The organism is Microcoleus sp. M2_D5, assembly GCF_036701935.1.
Lineage (GTDB): Bacteria > Cyanobacteriota > Cyanobacteriia > Cyanobacteriales > Microcoleaceae > Microcoleus.
Map to the genome: position 1 here is coordinate 64,841 of NZ_JAUBRP010000007.1, position 19,001 is coordinate 83,841.

Annotated in this window: 14 protein-coding genes; 8 read left to right on the forward strand and 6 right to left on the reverse strand. The window is 46.4% G+C overall.

Going from position 1 to position 19,001, the window contains the following annotated elements:
- Positions 1–236 precede the first annotated feature (236 nt).
- Positions 237–2,693 (reverse strand): ATP-dependent helicase, encoded by a 2,457-nt coding sequence (locus QUA50_RS05110; RefSeq protein WP_333266799.1) that lies wholly within the window; start codon positions 2,691–2,693, stop codon positions 237–239.
- Between the two features lie 166 nt (positions 2,694–2,859).
- On the opposite strand from QUA50_RS05110, the gene QUA50_RS05115 reads away from it, so the two are divergent.
- Entirely contained in the window at positions 2,860–3,873 is a 1,014-nt protein-coding gene (locus QUA50_RS05115; protein ID WP_333266801.1) for a DUF4349 domain-containing protein, read from the forward strand.
- A 360-nt stretch (positions 3,874–4,233) separates the two neighbouring features.
- On the opposite strand, the gene QUA50_RS05120 is transcribed toward QUA50_RS05115, so the two are convergent.
- Positions 4,234–5,328, reverse strand: coding sequence for a RuBisCO accumulation factor 1 (locus tag QUA50_RS05120; RefSeq protein ID WP_333266803.1), 1,095 nt, complete (start codon positions 5,326–5,328; stop codon positions 4,234–4,236).
- 156 nt (positions 5,329–5,484) lie between these two features.
- Here QUA50_RS05120 and QUA50_RS05125 point away from each other — a divergent pair, with 156 nt between their 5' ends.
- The 6 genes from QUA50_RS05125 (at position 5,485) to QUA50_RS05150 (ending at position 12,301) form a co-directional block, all read left to right on the forward strand.
- Positions 5,485–6,429 carry a response regulator gene (locus tag QUA50_RS05125; protein WP_333266805.1) on the forward strand — a complete coding sequence of 315 codons (945 nt, stop codon included), beginning with the start codon at positions 5,485–5,487 and terminating at the stop codon, positions 6,427–6,429.
- Positions 6,430–6,814: 385 nt separating this feature from the next.
- Positions 6,815–7,528 carry a bifunctional demethylmenaquinone methyltransferase/2-methoxy-6-polyprenyl-1,4-benzoquinol methylase UbiE gene (gene ubiE / locus QUA50_RS05130; protein WP_333266806.1) on the forward strand — a complete coding sequence of 238 codons (714 nt, stop codon included), beginning with the start codon at positions 6,815–6,817 and terminating at the stop codon, positions 7,526–7,528.
- A gap of 118 nt (positions 7,529–7,646) precedes the next feature.
- A complete protein-coding gene (locus QUA50_RS05135; RefSeq protein WP_333057721.1) occupies positions 7,647–8,879 on the forward strand; it encodes a DUF445 family protein in 1,233 nt (410 codons plus the stop codon).
- 168 nt (positions 8,880–9,047) lie between these two features.
- On the forward strand, positions 9,048–9,356 hold the full coding sequence (locus tag QUA50_RS05140) for a DUF3493 domain-containing protein (protein WP_333057719.1): 309 nt from the start codon (positions 9,048–9,050) through the stop codon (positions 9,354–9,356).
- Between the two features lie 586 nt (positions 9,357–9,942).
- Complete coding sequence (locus tag QUA50_RS05145) at positions 9,943–10,518, forward strand: alpha/beta hydrolase (RefSeq protein ID WP_333057718.1); 576 nt, start codon at positions 9,943–9,945, stop codon at positions 10,516–10,518.
- Between the two features lie 574 nt (positions 10,519–11,092).
- Complete coding sequence (locus QUA50_RS05150) at positions 11,093–12,301, forward strand: DegT/DnrJ/EryC1/StrS family aminotransferase (RefSeq protein WP_333266809.1); 1,209 nt, start codon at positions 11,093–11,095, stop codon at positions 12,299–12,301.
- A gap of 665 nt (positions 12,302–12,966) precedes the next feature.
- Here the strand turns inward: QUA50_RS05150 and QUA50_RS05155 are convergent.
- The 4 genes from QUA50_RS05155 to QUA50_RS05170 form a co-directional block, all read right to left on the reverse strand.
- Complete coding sequence (locus QUA50_RS05155) at positions 12,967–13,440, reverse strand: TerB family tellurite resistance protein (RefSeq protein ID WP_333259620.1); 474 nt, start codon at positions 13,438–13,440, stop codon at positions 12,967–12,969.
- Positions 13,441–13,554: 114 nt separating this feature from the next.
- Positions 13,555–15,480, reverse strand: coding sequence for a M61 family metallopeptidase (locus QUA50_RS05160; RefSeq protein WP_333259623.1), 1,926 nt, complete (start codon positions 15,478–15,480; stop codon positions 13,555–13,557).
- Positions 15,477–16,157 (reverse strand): Crp/Fnr family transcriptional regulator, encoded by a 681-nt coding sequence (locus QUA50_RS05165; RefSeq protein WP_333259626.1) that lies wholly within the window; start codon positions 16,155–16,157, stop codon positions 15,477–15,479. Before QUA50_RS05165 ends, QUA50_RS05160 begins: the two co-directional genes overlap by 4 nt.
- A gap of 161 nt (positions 16,158–16,318) precedes the next feature.
- The gene (locus tag QUA50_RS05170; protein WP_333259629.1) at positions 16,319–17,179 is read right to left on the reverse strand and encodes an inositol monophosphatase family protein; all 861 of its coding nucleotides are present in this window, start codon (positions 17,177–17,179) and stop codon (positions 16,319–16,321) included.
- Between the two features lie 605 nt (positions 17,180–17,784).
- Between QUA50_RS05170 and QUA50_RS05175 the strand changes: the two genes are divergently transcribed.
- Positions 17,785–18,837, forward strand: coding sequence for a glycosyltransferase family 4 protein (locus QUA50_RS05175; RefSeq protein WP_333259631.1), 1,053 nt, complete (start codon positions 17,785–17,787; stop codon positions 18,835–18,837).
- Positions 18,838–19,001: the final 164 nt, after the last annotated feature.

Here is a 19,001-nt window from a genome sequence, read left to right on the forward strand (position 1 = left end):
TGAACAATTAACAATCGAATTAAGTTGATTATGCGACAAAGATAGGGATTTTCTAACGCCAGATAACTTGTGATAAGCTGATGCACATCAGCTTAATATCATGTCCGATAGATTGACCGTAATATCCCGGCAGGGCGGGTTTTTGAGATTGTTAATTATTGGCAGATATTGGCAGGTTTACCCGCCCCTACCTGATTTGGGGTAATCGACCGGAGATGATATAATTCTTACTTCTTTTATATAGCATTATTCGGAAATCTCTGCTTCAAAACAGGCATTACCGGACAAGGTTTTTGCTCCTGCAAATTCTCCGGTTTGTTCCAAGTAAAAGGCCCTTTTTTCTCCGCCGCCATCCACAACAAACTTTTTGCTCGCGTCATCGCCACATACAGCAGTCGAAACTCTTCTGCTGTTTTCAAATAACCTGCTTGTTCCCAGGCTTCGCCTAGATTTGGTAAAGGATATTTTCCGTGCAAACTTGCTCTAATTTGTGCTCTCGCTACCTCGGCTAATGTGAAATCTCCTAAAAATCGGGTTTGCGGCAAAACTCGCAAATTTCCGGGGATGGTTTGTTCGTGCAGAAACGGCAAAAATACGCAATCCCAATCCAATCCTTTAGCTTTGTGCATGGTAATAATTGTGAGTTGACCTTTGCTGGTATAGCGTTCTTCTATTTTGTCGTCTGCATCCACAGGTTCAAATCTTTCGGAACTGACAATTTCGCTAAGTACGCCCAAAATATTCCGCATTGAATTGTTACCGGCTGTTTGGATTGCTACTCGTTCTGCTAATTTGTCGGCGGTGGCTAATTCTGTTTGGTCGTATTGCAGCGCTAAGGCTAAGAAGGAAATGATTTGGTAGGGCGGCAGTTCTAAGCTAGCTTGCAGCAAACCGCAGCAAAAATAGCGGCATTTGCGAACGGGGTCTGACTGCTGCGGGTCTAGCGGGCCTGGGTAAAGGAATTGTTCGGGGCTGGTAGCAAAAGCATTGTAGTCTTGTTTGGGGATCAGTTGCCGATCGCTCAAAATCTTTAAGGCTGCTTTCAGGTAGTCTGGAGAGTGCGGGCGATCGAGAAATTGCAGCAGTGTTAAGATTTCCCAAGGTACTTGAGAATGTCTGTCGCGTTCTCCCACATCCTCAATTTTAATCCCGTATTTCCGCAAATCAAAGCTTAATCCGTGTTTTTGAGGATTTTCCAGCACTTCTTTGATAAACTTACCTTGTTTGTTTTCCCGCACCAAAATAGCCATCGATTTCAGATTTTCTAACGGCAATTTTGCACTATTTTCTCCATCGGTAGCTTCTTCGCCTGAATCGATAGCTTTTTCAGTTTTTGTAAATTCAAAATCGGCTGGTAAAAATTCCTCAACTAACTCAATTACCCGCTTGCCAATTAACTCAACTGTATGGTAAATATCGCGGGGAGTATGCAATTCTAAGCCTCGACCAATCGGAGCCGGATTTGCATTTTGCTGCGGGTCATCGCTGGGTACTGGCTTAATAGTTTGGTCGCGAAAAGGCTTTTCATTTTTCGCTAATTCCGAACCATTTACCCATTGCAACATAAAGTTAGCGGCCTCGATAATTACTTGGGTGCTGCGACCGGCACCGTCCATTGTCGCTAACTTATTCTCTACTTCGCACTCATCACAAAATTCGTTAAAATAAATCGGGTCGGCGGGAGTGAAAGTAGAATTAATCGCTTGATTTGGGTCGCCAACTCTGATAAAATTGGGAGGTGATTTAGCAGGCTCTGGATCGCTCGCCAATGTTTTCAAAAGCCGAGTTTGCAAAGGTGTAGAATCTTGGGCTTCGTCCTCAAAAACGGCAAATACTTGCTTTTGCTCGATCGCCCTCGCCCTCGGATTTTCCAACACCCGCAAAGCTGCTAAAATCATCTCGTCGTAATCTATAAATTCCCGACTCCTCAACAAAGCCTGATATTTTTGATATAAACCCCCAGCTACAGCTAAAATCTCATAACCGTCCCCAGTATCAAGAGCATTCATTTCTAACAACTGTTCGGGAAACAAACCAGAAGATTTCGCCTCGTGAATCACAGTTTTAGCTACCTGCGGCAAAATTTCCGTCCGCAAAACCGATTGTCGCCGCAGCCTCTCCGTTTCCTCTCCATCGAATTGCTGTCCTTCCAACAAAACTTGATATCTGCGGGGATTTTCAGCAATCCAAAGTTCTACACAGGTACGAATTAATCGGTGACTTTGAGTGGGAGTAACTAAGGTTGAATTTTCTAAATTTAAACCTGACAAATCAGGATGGCGCATCGCAATATTCAAAGCTAAACCGTGCAAAGTGTGCACGGCAAAACCGCCTTGAGATAAAGACAATTGGGCCAATCTTTCCCGAATTTTAGTTTTAATATTAGCAGCAGCCGATCGCGTAAATGTGACGACAATTAACTGGCGGCGGCTGTGAAGCCCGTTGCGGGCGATCGCAATTGCCGACGCAGCAGCCATTCCCGTAGACTTCCCGGCCCCTGGAACCGCCGAAACAGCAAGGGGCCCGCCTTGCCAATCCGCCATGTCCTGCTGCCCCGCACGCAAGCTTTCGCGAATTTTCAGGCAAGCTTGTTCTCGCAAAACGGCGGCAGAGTCTAACCCAGAGGAAATGTTGCCAGGGCGATCGATATCCGTTGTCGATCGCATAAAATCAGAATCCAATTCATCAGTCATTATTACATCCGCGTTTATCTGCGTTCATCTGCGGTTAAGAATAAAAAAATCTGCAACCTCTACCGTTTCCATTTCGGTATCGGCTAAACTAACACTATCTATTGAAGCTTAAATTAAAATCAGCATAAAATTCAATACCCAAGCCTTTTTTATAGGAGTCACCCAAATGAAAACTCACCTCAAAATCAATTCCCCCCCGCCCAAGCCAAACCCAAACCCAGCCAACAGCAGCACAACTCGTTTTGCTGTGGCGGTATTATTAACTTTATCTTCAACCATTGCTTTGCCTAGCTGCGGAGGAGCTCAAACGTCCAGCAGCGCACCAGGCGGCGCAGGTTCATCCAGCAGCCGTGAAAACCAAGTTGCGGCATCGGCTCCACAATCGGCACCAGCACCGGAGCCAGTAGCCCAAAGGTCAAAAACTCCTGGTGCATCAAAAAAAGCAGCAGAAACTCCCGCAACCCGTCCCCAACTGATTAAAAAAGCCCAACTCAGTGTAGTTGTCAAATCTATTGATGCCAGCACTAAATCTGTTACTAATATTGTCGAAACACAGCAAGGCGATATCTTGGGTTTCCAAAATCAAAAGCCGCCGGATTCGAGTGTCCGCCAAACCGCGTCTGTGGAGATTCGGGTGCCTCAAGAACGGTTAGAAACGACTTTAGACGCTTTGGCCAAACTCGGAACAGTAGAAAACCGTTCTCTGACGGCTGAGGATGTTACCGCTCAATTAGTTGACAGCGAGGCTAGGCTGCGGAACCTCCGCAAATCCGAGGAAATGGTGTTAAAAATTATGGAGCGATCGGGTTCTGTCGGCGACGTGCTCAAAGCTGCTCAAGAGTTGAGTAATATTCGGGAGTCGATCGAACGCATTGACGCTCAGTTAAAAAGTTTGCGAAATCAAGTAGCCTATTCGACTATTAGCTTAACTCTAGAAGCAGCAGTATCGGCTCAACAAACTGCCGAACCTTCTCTCGGTTTGCGGGCGCAGGAAACTTGGGGGAAAGCGACTCATTCTGTGGGTGAATTGACGCTCGGTTTGTTTGGTTTGGGTATTTGGCTGTTGGCTTACAGTCCTTATTTGCTGTTAATTGCTGCTGCGGTTTACGGCTTTAATCGATTTAAGAAACAGCATTCTGTTCCGCAAATTGAAGAACCGAAACCGCCCTCTGCGAATTAGTCATGCAGAAGGAAGAAGGAAGAAGTTTGTAGGGTGTGTCGCTTGCAGACCATATTTGGAGCAAATCGAATATCTGGTAGCGACGCACCAAGCGCCCAAATATTACGATCGCACTTAATACGATCGAGGAAGAAGTTGGTAGGGTGCGTCGCTTTCAGACGATATTTGGAGCAAATCGAATATCTAGTAGCGACGCACCAAGCGCCCAAATATTACGCTCGATCGCACTTGATATCATTCCGAATTGAAAATCGCCAATCGCCAATGGTATATCGCAAATAATATAAGGTGCGTCGCGATGAGATTTTCGATCTTTGTTTAGGATTTTCGCTCGCGACGCACCCTACTAATGACAACTGACTAATCATCAATTTGCCATCCATCTTTCGTATAGTCTTCATCCACAATCTTTTTCGGACGCATCACCAGAACAACTCGCCCCAAAATAGGAATATCCGGGGATTGTTCAAACCAGTACAATTCTAAATTGCCAGCGTTATCGGCGAGGAAATAACTGTCAGCATCCCACTGTCTTTGCGCTCGATCGGCAATAATCAAAACTTCTTCAACTTTGCCTTGCAGCGGTACCGGCAATCTATCGCTCATTTCCAAAACCGCCACCGGATCTTCAGCGTTCAAAATTACCTGCCATCCGGGAATCGGCACCCAAGCTCCGGCTCCAGAAAATTTTACCATTCGGAACGGCTCGATTTCCTCCGGCAAAGGCACTGCCAGCAAATCTGTCGTAGAAAGCGGCAATTTGCCCACAACCGGGACAATTCGGGGCAATTGTTCCTCGGTATCGAGTCGGTAGACTGGCAAGCGGGGCGCTTCCCGTCTCGGAACTACGGTAAAATCAACGAGCAACTGCTCGATTTGCGCCCTAGCGGTTGGGCTGCTAGCTAATTTTAAACCGCGAGCAATTAGGCGCGATCGCTCTTGCAAATCGCTTTTCTGTCTCGCCAATTGCCAGCACTGGTAAGCCATAGCATCGCCGGGAGTATCTGTGAAACCTTGGGGGAGACTCCCGAAGTGGGAAAACTCCTTGATCGCTTTAGCAACTTGGCGAGCATCGTCAACATCCAAATTGTGTGCTAGCATCAAAGCCGCCGCCCCAGCCCGCTCTACTTGAGAGAGAATCCGAAACTCGTATAAGATATCGCTACCTTTGCGGAGGAAGTGCGATCGAACTTCTTCTGAAGCCCCAGCATTTACCATGCTGGTGTAAACTTGGGCTGCGACGCTTACTTGATTTTGCTGAATTGGCTCAAAACCAGTTTCTTCAAAAATCCTTTGAGAGTTGTAGCCAGCTTTTAGCAGTGCTGTGCAGGCCTGTCCCCACTCTACCCAAGTGCCTTCTTTGCGGCGGAGCGATCGAATTAACTTTTCAGCATCCACAGCATTTGTGGAGGATGCAGATGCAGGAGGGGAGGAATCTTGCGGTTTATCAGTCATAATTGAATCAAAAACTAAGGCTAAGTTATGTGTGATTGGATACCGGCAAGGCTCGTGTCGCGGCAGAGCGATAGATTAATAGTAAGTGAGTTATGAGACTATTGTTACAGAATAGTTGCTCGCCTAAATGTACAAAGGGGAGTTTATCGTATTGTTATGGATAATGCCATTTCAGAGCTAGATCAAATTAAACGCCAGCTCATGACCCTACACAGACCGAAAAAGCCCAAAATGCTGGTAGTAGACGACGAACCAGACAATCTGGATTTACTCTACCGCACTTTCCGACGAGATTTTAACGTTCTCAAAGCTGAGAGCGGAATTCGCGCCTTGGAAGTCCTCGGCATCGAAGGCGAGGTCGCCGTAATCATTTCCGACCAGCGGATGCCCGAAATGAAGGGAACGGAGTTTTTGAGCAAAACCGTGCCCCAGTTTCCGAATACGGTCAGAATTATCTTGACTGGTTTTACGGACATTGAAGACTTGGTGGATGCGATTAACTCAGGACAGGTTTATAAGTATATCACCAAGCCTTGGGACCCGAACGAACTGAAAATGGTGGTGCAAAAGGCAGCAGAGACTTATGAAGTTCTCAAGCAGCGGACTGAGGAATTGGATCGCGCTCAAAATCAAATACAACTGTTAGCAACAATCATGCAAACGGCTGTGGATTATCCGAGTTTGGAAGCAAGTTTAGATCCAATTGCTACTGCTATAAGTGATAATTTTTTGGCGGACTTTTGCATTTTGCAACTGGTGGAAGGAAATGTTTTAATACCAGTCCAAGGCTGTCACACCACTGGTTCAACTGTGGAAAATTGGCTGGCAGACGATCCTCTGGTTCGAGAAGCAATTACCTCTCAAACTATTCAGGGTGCTGTGAATATTGGGCTCGACACAGGCTTAGCGAGCCTGCCGCACTATCAGAAATCCGGCATTCAAGCTCACCTGACCATCCCGGTGAGTCACAAAGGTCGATCGATCGCCCTGATTTCCATGCAGTGGAAACAACCTTGTTCCCTGCGCCCCGACGAACTCACAACAGTTCACCTCGCCGCTCAAGAAGTTGCTTTGGTATTGACGAGTTTTCAGGGTCATTAGTCATCAGTCAATCGATTTTAGATTTTAGATTTTAGATTTTAGATTTACTTGCAGCGCAGTGAATCTTGGAGCTTGAACAAAAGTCTAAAATTTTTGAATTTCCACGACGATTGTCGGGAGCTTGTACCTGTTTTTGGGCGGGATCGTCAGTCATTAGTTGTCAGTCATTAGTTATTAGTCGGCTCTCTGTCTTGAGTTTAAAATAAGAGCCAACGAAGGATTCAAGACAAAATCTCGCGGATAGCTAACAAATAAAAAAGCATTAATGACTGGCGACAGCATGACATGAATGCACGGATTAATTATTTTTTCCTGCTGATAAATCACCAATGACCAATGACTAATGGCTAATGACTAATGACCAATGACTAACAACTAATAACTAATGACTAATAACGCAGAACAAATTAAAACTATATTTAATCGAATTGCACCAATTTACAACCAATTGAACGACTGGTTGAGCTTTGGGCAGCACCGGATTTGGAAGCAAATGGCGGTGAAATGGAGCAGTGCGGGCCCCGGAAATACTTGTTTAGATTTGTGCTGCGGCAGCGGGGATCTAGCTTTGTTGCTGGCCAAACAAGCAGGGCCGACCGGTTGCGTATTTGGAGTAGATTTTTCCGCCGAACAATTGGCCGTGGCTGCTAGGCGCGCGAGACCTTTTCTCACCCCTGCCAGTCCCATTTCCTGGGTAGAAGCTGACGCCCTAGACTTGCCTTTTGCTGACAATTACTTCGACTGCGCCACAATGGGTTACGGCCTGCGTAACGTGACTGACATCCCCCGCAGTCTTCAGGAATTGCACCGCGTGCTCAAACCCGGTGCCAAAGCAGCTATTCTCGACCTCCACCGCCCCAGCAATTCCCTAATGCGGAGCTTTCAGCAGTTTTATCTAGACACTCTTGTAGTGCCCGTTGCTCAGCAATTTGGCATGACTCAAGAATATGCCTACATTAATCCTAGTTTAGAAAAATTCCCGATCGGCCAGGAGCAAGTCGCGATCGCCAACAAAGCCGGATTTGCCACCGCCACCCACTACCCCATTGCCGGAGCTATGATGGGAGTATTGGTATTAGTCAAAGCAATTGAAAATTAAAAGTGGTTGCAGTTTCGGTCGATCGAATACCCCAGATCAAAATTTTAGACCAAGGTTCAACCCCCCAGATTCATCTGTGGAGTAAATCTAAAATCTAAAATCTAAAATCTAAAATCTTATGAATCCGTCTGACATTTGGCTGTTGTTGGCCCCACCTGTAGTGGGAGGAATTATTGGCTATTTCACTAACGATATAGCTATCAAAATGCTGTTCCGTCCCTATCGAGCTATTTACATCAAAGGGCGGAAGTTGCCTTTCACTCCAGGCTTGATCCCCCGCAACCAAGAGCGTTTAGCAAAGCGAATTTCCGACACAATTATGGGTTCGCTGCTGACGCCACAGGAACTGCAAAACTTGGCGCGCCGCCTCCTGCAAACCGAGCGGATGCAGTCGGTGATTCTCTGGTTGTTGCAGTTGGCGCTGGATCAGGTAAAAGCAGACGCAGAGCAAAAAACGGCTAAAATTCTCGCTAACATTCTGCGAGATTTGCTGGGGGAATCTGTGCCGCGAATTCTCAAAGTTTTGGCGCGCCGGGAAGATTTTTTAGAAGCTCAGCTAAATCAAATTTTTGACCAAGTTTTGCTGGAGATTCAGCTAACTGAAGCTCAGGCGGCTCAGCTTGCTGAGTGGTTGTTGCAGGTAGTAATACCCCCGGAAGTGCTGCGGCAGGCTTTAATTGACTTTTTGACGGATCGCAATATTTCGATCATTGATGAAGGGTTTCGAGAAAAAACCAGCGGCACTTATTGGGTAGTCGCAAATTTGTTTGGTTTGCGGAACACTTTAACTCGGCTGCGGACTTTTTGTCTGGATGACAGAGAAGCGACAAATCAGCGGTTAGCAGAGTTAACTATTTCTTTGGGAATTCGCGGGCGAATTCAGGAATGGCTGCAAAATTTGTCGATGCAAAATTTACCGGTTTCGACTGTGAGACAGTTGCGAAAAACTATGCGCGACAGTGTTCGCAGCTATGTTCAGCAGCGGGGTACAGATGTACTTGAGGGGTTGAGTAAATCTATTGACTGGGAAAATATTTCGCGGTTGATTCTCAATCGCTTGCAAACTTCAGCGGTGATGAGCGCTTCCCTGGGAATTGTCAGCAAAGAACTGGCTTTGGTTTTAGAGCGCTATCTAGAGCGGGATTTAGAAAATATTGTAGCTCAGGCTATCCCAATTTTGAATATTGACCAGGTGATTGTCGATCGAGTCAAAGGTACTTCTCCTGAAGAGTTGGAGTTAGCAATTCAGGGAATTGTCAAAAGCGAGTTGCAGGGAATTGTAAATTTAGGAGGCATTTTGGGTGTTTTTATTGGCTGTTTGCAAACAGTTGTGCTTTTGCTTCAGCGGTGATTTGTTTCGGCAGTTGTGAGATATTTGTTGTAGTCTAATATTCGCTTGACTTGCGCCCACATGACCAAAAACCTGGTTTTGCGACCGTATTGGCGACCTCAGCCAGAGGATTTCTGGTAGAAACCGGGTTTTTGTGGCCCAATCCTAATTTACTTATTTTCTAAATCTATGCCAGCTCCAAATTCGGACGATCGCACAAACATCCCAAAAAACCCGCGCAACCTCAGCCGCCAACAATACGAGCGTTTAACCGCAGAAATGGCCACTCCCTACCGGCCTCTGCGACAGTTTGTCTATGTAGCTTGTGGCGCTTCGGGCTTTATCGGCGGCTTGGTTTTCCTCGCTAAAATTGCCTCTGGCCGCGAAATTGGCTCTGCTTTGCCCAATTTTGCCCTCCAAGTCGGAGTGGTGGCCCTGATGGTGTTCCTGTTTCGCTGGGAGCAGCGGGCCGAGGGCCGCTCCCCGAAGTCCAAGTAACAAAAATGTACAAATCGAGACAAAAATTTATCTTAGGCAAGAAAAAGTTATAAATATAAAGAAATTATTATGAAATCGTGGTTTTCCAGCGATCCCTGTAATTATAAGAATGTGGGTTCAATTGGGGTCAGCAAATTTAAAGGCCCTAATCATAAACCGCTTGTAACTCGTTCAATTGGGGTCAGCTTTCATAAAGACCCTAAATATATAAAATAAATTTAAGCCCAACGCCAGCCTTCACTGATAGAAGAGCTGGCGTTAGGCATTTTGCTAGGATCGAGAGAATCAGTAGGGTTTGCATCCCCCACACAGAGGCCCGTAGCAGCGTCCTGAACAGAGTTTTTTGCCTAGCATCCGGTATCGGTAATACCAGTTCCCAAAAATCATGCAACTCTAGGCCCATACTCGAAACCACGACGATCAGTCATTCGCAGTTCTAAAATCTAAAATCTAAAATCTAAAATCTAAAATGGTATAAGTGTTGGGGCGATCGAATAATGTGGCATTTCCCGAATACCTGAGCCTGTACAGTAACTAATAAGATGTGTCAAAGTCGAAGTAGAAAAAGATGTTGGGAGATTTGAGTATGGGTCGAGCATTTTTCAAAAAGCGGTGGACGTTATTTTTAGCAGCAGGCGCGGGAATTGTATTTTACAGTAATGCTGCTGTGGCTGCCGAAAAGGTAGTGCTCAAATACAGTGCGATCCGAATGACTTTACCAGTCAGCGAATTAGAAATTTTTGTAGAAACTGGAAAAATGTCGCCCGGCTTAGAAATGCTGCTGGGAAAAGCAAAAAAAGACCCGGAATCCGTTCGCAACAGTCTGACGAGACCGGTGAAAGTCAGTCAAAGCTTTTTGGATCGGACGCTTAACAGCAAGGTTGGGGAAATAATTCTCGATGAGGTGGGTGAGGTAATTCGCACTCCTTCTGGGAATGCAAATCGAGAAGCTTTGAGATCTGCCTTGGTGCTGTCTGCAACTAATGATAACGAGATTACACTGCTGGAAGCGATGAAAAATTATCCTACTCCAGAAGTTTATGTTGAGGGCGATCGTTTAGTTGAAGCTTACGGCAAACTTGTAGCTTTGTCAGAACAATTGGGCGGCGTGTCAGAACGGCTGCAAGACGTTTTGAACAAGATTCGTCTGCCTAGATTGTAGTGGATTTGGTCGAGGACGGTTGATTGCTTTGATCGATCGCAGAATGTTGCTGAACCTGCATCAATAACAGGAAAGTTACATTTTTTTTGTGCAAAATTTGCCTACTTTTTACACCACTACAAAAAAATCTAACTCCAGGCAAGCTCCAAACCAGACGGGAATCAGTCATTCTTAATTCTAAAATCAAAAATCAAAAATTAGATAACTTCGCTGTCTAATCTAGATCGGGATAGATGTTCGACAGTTTACGAAAAGTTAAGCGAGAAGTACCCGTGTTTTTATTGAATAAAGTATTTAAAACACAAAATGCAGGCGAGAGCTTGTGTATCGCTCATAAACTGAAATACGATCGACTGGACATTGCAGATTCTATATCTTAAAATAGATAAATTCTGTCATACTCAGGCGCTTGCGGAAAAACGGCTGGTCATTACTAAGCTTGTTATACAAAAGATGCCATTACACAAGGTATTAGCAAACAAGATGGAGCTAGAAAAATAAATAAGAAACGCTGATACCGCCTTCATTAACACTTCCATTCGATCAACTTTACTTACTGGGTAAGACTAGCAACATGAACAACGCTCCTATTCGTTCAAAAGACCGTTTTTTGGTTTTCGGCGCTCCGGCGATCGAAGATGCCGAAATTCAAGAAGTGGTGTCAACCATGAAAACAGGTTGGCTGGGTACAGGCCCTAAAGTCATGAGTTTTGAAAATGACTTCAAAGCTTACAAGGGTTCCCAGTACGCGATTTCAGTCAATTCCTGTACGGCGGCACTGCACTTGAGCATCCTCGCTGCTTCGTTAGAACCGGGGGATGAAGTCATTACTACTCCGATGACTTTTTGCGCTACAGTTAATGCGATCATCCACGCCGGGGCAACGCCGGTACTGGCGGATGTAGATCCGGTGACAATGAATATTGACCCGGCTCAAGTCGAAGCTAAAATAACTTCAAAAACTAAAGCAATTTTGCCAGTTCACTTCGCAGGTCGTCCCTGCGATATGGATGCGCTTTGCGAGATTGCTAGCCGTCACAACTTGAAGTTAATTGAAGATTGTGCTCACGCGATCGAAACAGAGTACAAGGGGCGGAAAGCAGGCACATTTGGCGACTTCGGATGCTTCAGCTTTTATGTCACCAAAAACATTACGACAGGCGAAGGAGGAATGATTATCGTCAGCAGTCAAGAATACGCCGACAGGCTCAAAATTTTAGCGCTGCACGGTATGAGCAAAGATGCTTGGAAGCGCTTCGGAGACTCGGGTTACAAGCACTACCAAGTGGTGGAGGTCGGTTTTAAATACAATATGATGGATCTGCAAGCTGCGATCGGCATTCATCAAATGAAACGAGTTGCTCCTTATTGGCAGCGGCGGGAGCAGGTTTGGCAGCGCTACAACGAAGCATTTGCGGATTTGCCGATTACTTTGCCAGCGAAGCCCGAACCGGATACAATTCATGCTTATCACCTGTACACCATTCTGGTAGATGAAGCCAAAACAGGAATCAGCCGCGACGAGTTTCTCAACGCTATGAATGCTGAAAATATCGGTGTCGGCGTACATTACATGAGTATGCCGGAACATCCTGTCTATCAAAAAATGTTTGGATGGCATACCGAAGATTATCCGAATGCTGGCTACATTGGGCGGCATACAGTTAGCTTGCCGATTTCTGCAAAATTAACAGATGCAGATGTGGAAGATGTGATTGCTGCTGTTAAAAAATGTTTGGCGATCGGTCAAACTAAGAATCGAGCTTTGGCAACAGCAGGCTAAAGTCCTGAAATAGCTTGTCATTAAAACATCCTAGCTGTTTTTTAAGAAAAGCAGCTAGGATGTTTTTTTCGATATTTTTTCTCGACAACGCCCTTTACAAGGTAATTATTCAATACCCTTGGGTTAAAACTATTTATTCCGGGCGAGATCCCTTGCAGCATCCCCCTGATTGTTGGGGGACGCAAGAGTAATTTCTTGTCCTCCCCTTGTAGGGGCGGTGCTAAGAGTGCCCGCCCCTACAAGGGGGGATCGAGCTTAGGATCGCGAATTAAATAACTTACAATTTTAATTGTTATTGTGGGATGGGCTCTTATAGCCCGTCATGAGTGGACGGGCTCTTAGGCCCATCCCACTTTCAAGAGTGGAAGTTATTTAATTCTCATTCATTAGGGTTCGCAACGATGCCTAACACGTTAACAGTTCTTCCACTAGACTTGCATTCCAAAAATCCTAAACTATCCTTCAATTATCTGCGTCAATCTGTGTTTATCTGCCTTACATCTGCGGTCGATCGATCCGAAACTTATGCAATTTTGTCTAATACTTACGTAACCCGACTTACGGATAGGGGGCTTATTCCCGGTTTCTACGAAAAATTCCAGGTTTATTAACGAGAAATTTAGGAATCAACCGGGTTTCTAAGCCAAGCGCACGCAAGTCCCGAACTAGCCTTTGATGAACTTTTCTAATTTTTGAGCCATCTTCTCGACAATTCCCTCCGAAGTATCTCCCGCCGATGATTCAGCTTCAATACGCTTGACCGCATCCTCTGAAAGATTCAGCAACTGAACTAATTTTTGATAAGCAGCAGCTTCTTCAGCATTAATTTTTGGTTCGTCGGGAGTGCGAGAACTAGATGAAATCACTTCATAGCCGAGTTGCAGGACTAATTCCTTTTCATCTTGAGTTTCTAGTTGGCCGATCAACTCGTCAAGGGGGATATTTTGCATGACGTAATCCCGCAATTCTTGTTGCATTTGTTGTCCGTCGGTATCTGGGGCAAACAAACGACAAAAGCGATCGAGCATTAAATTAACTTCTTCTGTCGCGAGTTCGCCGTCAGCCCAAGCCATAGAAGCAACAATTCTCAGCAGATTCATCTGGCGGGGCGTAATTGATGGAGGAGGTGGGGTTTGCATAATCAAAATTGGTAATTGGTAATTGGGAATTGGGAATTGGTAATTGGGAATTGGCAATTGGGAATTGAGCCTGATTCCTTTTTGTCTTTTCTTTCCCTTTCCCCTTTATTTATGTCACAATTTCGATAAAGGAACTCCCAGCCATCCAGTAAAGTTTTGTTTCTGAATAGCGGTGGGCTGTTCCAGCGGCACGATCGAGTAACGGCCAGGTTGCGGCGGGGCGAGAGTAACGCGACAAGTCCGCAGTTCGTCTTGGTGAAAAACTGTCACCGAGACGGTATCCCCAGGCTTGAAATCTTTTAGTCTCTCGCCCGCTTGTTCTGCATTTACCCGAAAACCTTCGATCGCCAGCAACTCGTCCCCAGCATCAATTCCGGCCAATTGTGCCGGAGATTCAGCTTCGACAAATTTCACCATTTCCCGCCCGTTTTCCGCTCCCAACGTCCAACCGATGCGAGGTGTTTGGTCAATTTCACCGACGGTGAGTTCCAGCCCGAAAGGTTCCAGATACTTGTTGTAAGGCAACTCTTCTGTGCCGTCAATATAGCGCGCGAAAAAGTCGCTCAAATCGATGTCGGCGACGGACTCGATCGCACTTTGCAACTGTTCTGGAGTAAAGCCTATTTCTGCGGGTAGCGAAGGATAATTTAAGTGTCCGTTTGAGGTTAAATGCGCCGATTTGCCGTCTGTTTCCGACTTCAGGTCAAAATCGCCGTTTTGGGCAGAATTAGCATTGCCAAACTTCTGCCACATCAAACGCATCACATCGTCGAGCGATCGCTCATTGCCGTGTTTGGCTCGAATCAACAAATCGAGCAAAAACGAAACAACTTCCCCTTTCAAATAATAGGAAATCTGCGAGTTGTCGCTGTTAGCATCCCGGCGATAAAGTTTAATCCAAGCATCCCAGCTTGACTCACTGACAGGCTGCACGCTCCGCCCCGGAGTCGTCTGCAAGCGAGTAATTTCCTTAGACATACCTTGGAAAAAACCTTTCACGCTGTAGAGACCAGAGCGAAAAGGAATCACCAAATCGTAATAACTGGTAGTGCCTTCAGAAAACCATAAAGAAGGAGTATAATTCTCTTTTTCGTAGTCAAATACTTCAAGAGCTTTCGGTCGAATGCGCTTGACATTCCACAGATGAAAAAACTCGTGAGCTACTAACTGAATAAAGCGTTCATACTTTTCCTTAGCCCGAAAACCAAAACGCGGATAGTTGAGAGTGCAACTCTCTTTGTGTTCCAAACCGCCAAAACCCGCTCCCGACAAATGCAGGAAAAACACATAGCGTTCGTAAGGCAAACCGCCGAACATTTTTGCCTCGACTTCGATCACTTTTTGGATGTCTCGAATCGTGCGTTCGGGTTCTAAGTTGCCTTTTCCCCAAACAACTAGCTGGTGGGGTTTTCCCATCACTTCAAAATCGTATACTTCGTGACAGCCAATCTCAAAAGGACTATCTGCGAGAGTGTCAAAATCCGCAGCAGCGAAAGTAAGATTTTGGCCGGAAACAGGCGGCAAAGTAGTAACGGTGCGCCATTCTGGCTGCGGTGGCACAACTGTCACGGTGTAGCAGTTGCGCTCAAAACCGGGCAAGAAAAAGCACAAAGCCGCCGGATTGAAATAACCGTGAGTCGAGTCTAAATGATTGGTTCGCACTGTCAGTTCGTTGGCAAAAATGCGGTAGAAAACCGTGATATCTGACACCGAATTAGTTTCGATTTGCCAGTGATTTTTGCTTTTCTTGCGCCAAGGTAAAGCACGCGCGGCGTAGCTATCCCGCAGGGAATCGCCCGCCTGGGATCTAAAATCTTGCAGGTGGCGGGCGTACTCCCTCACCAAGTAAGAACCGGGAGTCCAAACAGGCATTTTTAAATCCAGAACCGGCTCCGACCAACCTTGCACGCGCAAAGTTACTTCAAAGAGATGGGATTCAGGATTGGGCATCGCCACCGAATATTGAATTGTCGGTGCTGTTAGTTGCCCCTCACGGTTGCCGGCAGCCGACGAGGTATCCTCATAAGTAACATCAGTCATTGACTTGCCAAATTAATCAAGTGCTTGAGGTTGATCAAATGGATAGTTTGGCGGTCTGGATCGATTTTGATCCAACCTTTACTATCGAGTTTTTCCATAATTTTGCTGGTTTCATCTAGGGTGATATCTGTGACATCAGCTAAGTCTTCATAAGGAATATTGAAGATCTCTTTGCCCTCAGCAGTTTTCTGACCGTAGTTTTCTGCCAGCTCGACTAAAGTATTTGCTAGTTTAACCGCTGGCTGCCGGTTTCGGAGTTGATAGCGGAGATTGGTTTGGCGGAGTCGCCGCACCATCAGTTGCAGCATCCGGTGGTGCAATTGCGGGTCTTTAAACAGGGTTTGGATAAATCGCTGAGCTGTGACGCTGAGAAGTCGCACTGGCGATAGAGCAAGTACGTCATTCGATCGGGGAGATTCGTCCAGAATGGCCATTTCGCCGAAGAAGGCACCCCGTCCTAAAATAGCCATTGATACAGCTCGATCGTTTGACAAGCGCCGGACTTTGACCCAGCCAGACACGACAAAGTAAATAGCGTTGCCCCAAGAATCCTCCATCACCACAGCTCGGCCCGGGGGATACTCATGCTTGACGGCATTTGATAGCAGCCCTCCCAAGGTTTCTGGGTTAGCACCCTTAAATAGAGGGAATAGCTCACTGAAAGCTTCTGTCTTCATGCAAAACTCGCGGAGGTGGGAAATATGATTAGGCGACACCCAACAGCTAGGGAACGATCGATGTTTGGGAACATAAACAATCCGTTGCTCCTTTAATTGATGATAAGGGTGCAGAGGCCCGGTTCACGTAAAATCGGCAGATTCTTTAATCTTAAACGGGTTTACAAGCCTGCCACTGCCTGTTGAACTTTACCCAACAGAGGTTCTATGTAGTTCGGCCAGCCGATCGCGATAGACTGGGTGTGGGTCAGAGTCTCCGGCTCGATCGCATCTTTACTCCACCTCAGCGGTTGACCTTGCAAGTCGCAACAAACCAATCCGGCTGCTTTTGCTAGAGCCAGAGGGCCGGCGGTATCCCACACTTTAACTCTGCCGTTGAGATACAGGTACAAACCAGCTCGACCGAAGATAACTTCCATCACTTTTAAGCCAAAGCTGCCCAGCGAGTAAAATTCGGCTCCGGGGATGCTTTGGGCGATCGCCCGGGCGTAGTTTTTCTGGTCTTTGTCTCCGAGAACAATTTTACAATTTTCTGCTGTCGGGGCCGGGGGTGGGCACAGGGCGATCGGCTGTGGCGCTTCGGTTCCGACAGTTTGGAACAATCCCCAATCTTTGCCGCCAAAATACATTTGGTCAAAAGCCGGGGCGTAGAGCCAGCCGGCCACCGGGTTCCCTTCCAGCAGCAGCCCCACCATCGAAGCGTAGTGCAGTTTTCCCCGAATAAATTCTTCAGTCCCGTCGAGGGGATCGATGCACCACAGGCGCTGGTAATTGGCGCGGTAAGCTCTTCTGGAGGCGCTGTTTTCCTCGGTAATCCTGCCGTCTTCAGGAAACAAAGCGCTAAATGCTGCCGATAGTTGTCGGTCTAGGTATCGATCGATACTCGTCACGTAGTCGTTGGGCCCTTTCTCGGAAACTTCAAAAGGTTCTGCTGCGAGTTTGTAAGCTTCTTGACCGCACTCGCGCATGGTGTAGCGAATTTTTTGGTCTTGCTCTGGAGAAATATACATGAGGTTAAACATAAATTTTTTAGCTAACTTCAGCATAAAAGCTTAAGTCCTTGGAATCGATCGGCGCGTGTCATTCGATTTTAGATTTTAGATTTTAGATTTTGGATTGACTTGCGCGAGATAAATTCGGGGGACGCAAGGATTTGAGATTTTCGATTTTGGATTGATTTGCGCGAGATAAATCACGTGGCGGTACCATCTAGAAATTCTTGGTCACTGTTTTTGATTCGTACAGGATTTGGGCGCGGGTGTCGATCGACCCGGTTTCCTAACCGTCAGCGCGGTTGCGATACAAGCCCCAGACAGGATTGATCTCATGTGCTGCACCATTGTCAATAATCCTTTTATGAACAGGCTTTCCGGCCTGTTCCACAAGAAAATTTATCTTTTGTGGAACGGGCCCCAGAGCCCGTTCTTGAGAATGGTGCAAGATGTGAGATTGATGGAACTCAAAAAAATTTACACATGAGGGAGAACCCCCCAGATTTTTCTAAAATCTAAAATCTAAAATCTAAAATCGACCGATCGATCGTACTAGCACTTTCAACAGCAGAGGATAGAATCTTCAGAGGTTAGATAATTTGTGCCAGCACCAGAATAAATATAAGGAGAATAGTTTGAAATACCATTTGGCATTAGGTCGCAAAATAGACCTAGATGGAATTGACCGCGATGCCCAACTCGGCAAATGCCCCCGCCACGTCCTGCGGGCCCTCAGAGAGAGCTTAAATGCCACCGTTCACGCCCCGGATGGCGAAGCGATATCGTTGAGCGACAAGCTGCGATCGAAAATTTCTTCTAAACCCGAACATTGGGCCGCCGCGCGCAAATTGTCCGAGCAAGTCAGCAGCGACGACGTGATATTTTGTAACGGCGAGGACATTGGCATTCCAGTGGCGGCGGTTTGCGGGGCTAAGCCCGATCGCCCGAAAATTGTTGTACATTTCCACAATATCGATCGGCTGCGCGGCCGCGTCGCCCTGAAACTATTCGGTTTGGCCGACAAAATAGACGTGTTCATGGCTTGCGCCAGCCCTCAAACTGACTTCCTCCGCAGTTATTTAGCTTTACCTGAATCCCGGATTTTAGTGCATCTAGACCAGACAGACACTAAGTTTTTCACACCCGGCCCCGTTTCTGGCGAGAAAAAGCGGCAAACGGTTGTTAGCGTCGGATTAGAAAAGCGCGACTACCGACTCTTAGCAGCAGCAACTGCGGACTTAGATGTTGACGTAAAAATTAGCGGTTTTTCTAAAGATGCCAAAGCTTTATCGCAAGCTTTCCCCGATACTATGCCAGAAAATATGTCCCGCAAGTTCTACGAATGGCCGGATTTAGTGCAGCTTTACCGCGATGCAGACGTAATTGCAGTTTGTTTGGCGGAAAATAAATATGCTGCTGGAGTGCAGGGTTTACTGGAAGCAATGGCCTGCAAGCGGCCGGTCGTCATTACTCGGACTCAAGGTATGGTCGATTATTTAGCGGCCCCGGATATTGCCAAAGTGGTAAATGTGGGAGATGCAGCAGGTTTGCGGGAGGCGATCGTCCATTTGCTTTCAAATCCTCAAGAAGCTGAATCTCAAGCGCAGCGGGGCTACGAAATGGTTGTGAACCAGCACAGCAGCGAACCTTATGTAGATGTTTTGGCCCAAAAGCTGCGATCGCTCTAAACTCGCAATATCAGCAACGGGCAGGATGCCCGTTCCACAAAACAGAAACTTGGTTGTGGAACAGGCATCTTGCCTGTTCATTAAAAACGTTCCACAAAACAGAAACTTGGTTGTGGAACAGGCATCTTGCCTGTTCATTAAAAACGTTCCACAAAACAGAAACT